The organism is Telluria sp. AZSoR62, assembly GCF_058111565.1.
On sequence record NZ_JBYTST010000293.1, the window covers coordinates 1 to 274 of the forward strand.

The window sequence follows — 274 nt, forward strand, 5'->3', positions numbered from 1 at the left end:
GGTCTGCTGGTCCTCGGCCAACCTTGGATCCAGCTGCCATTGGATCCCGGATCGGTCCAGATCCATCAGCTTCTCCCCGTCGATGCCGAGGGCCGTGACGGCGGCCAGGCGCTTGTCCAGCCGCATGAGCACCGAGAAATGGGTGTAAGGCAGCAGGATCGTTTTCGTGTCGGCCAGAATCGGCACAGGAACCTGTACACCCAGGAAGGCGACGTCGTACCCCGACCGGTTCGACAGATCACGTGCAGCGGCAGAACCCGGTACCAGCAGTAGT

The 274-nt window shown here is 62.4% G+C and carries 1 protein-coding gene; it reads right to left on the reverse strand.

Features of this window, described 5'->3' with window-relative positions:
- A partial coding sequence (locus tag AC3XQU_RS23855) for a hypothetical protein (RefSeq protein WP_489876610.1) occupies nucleotides 1-274 on the reverse strand: 274 nt, incomplete at both ends.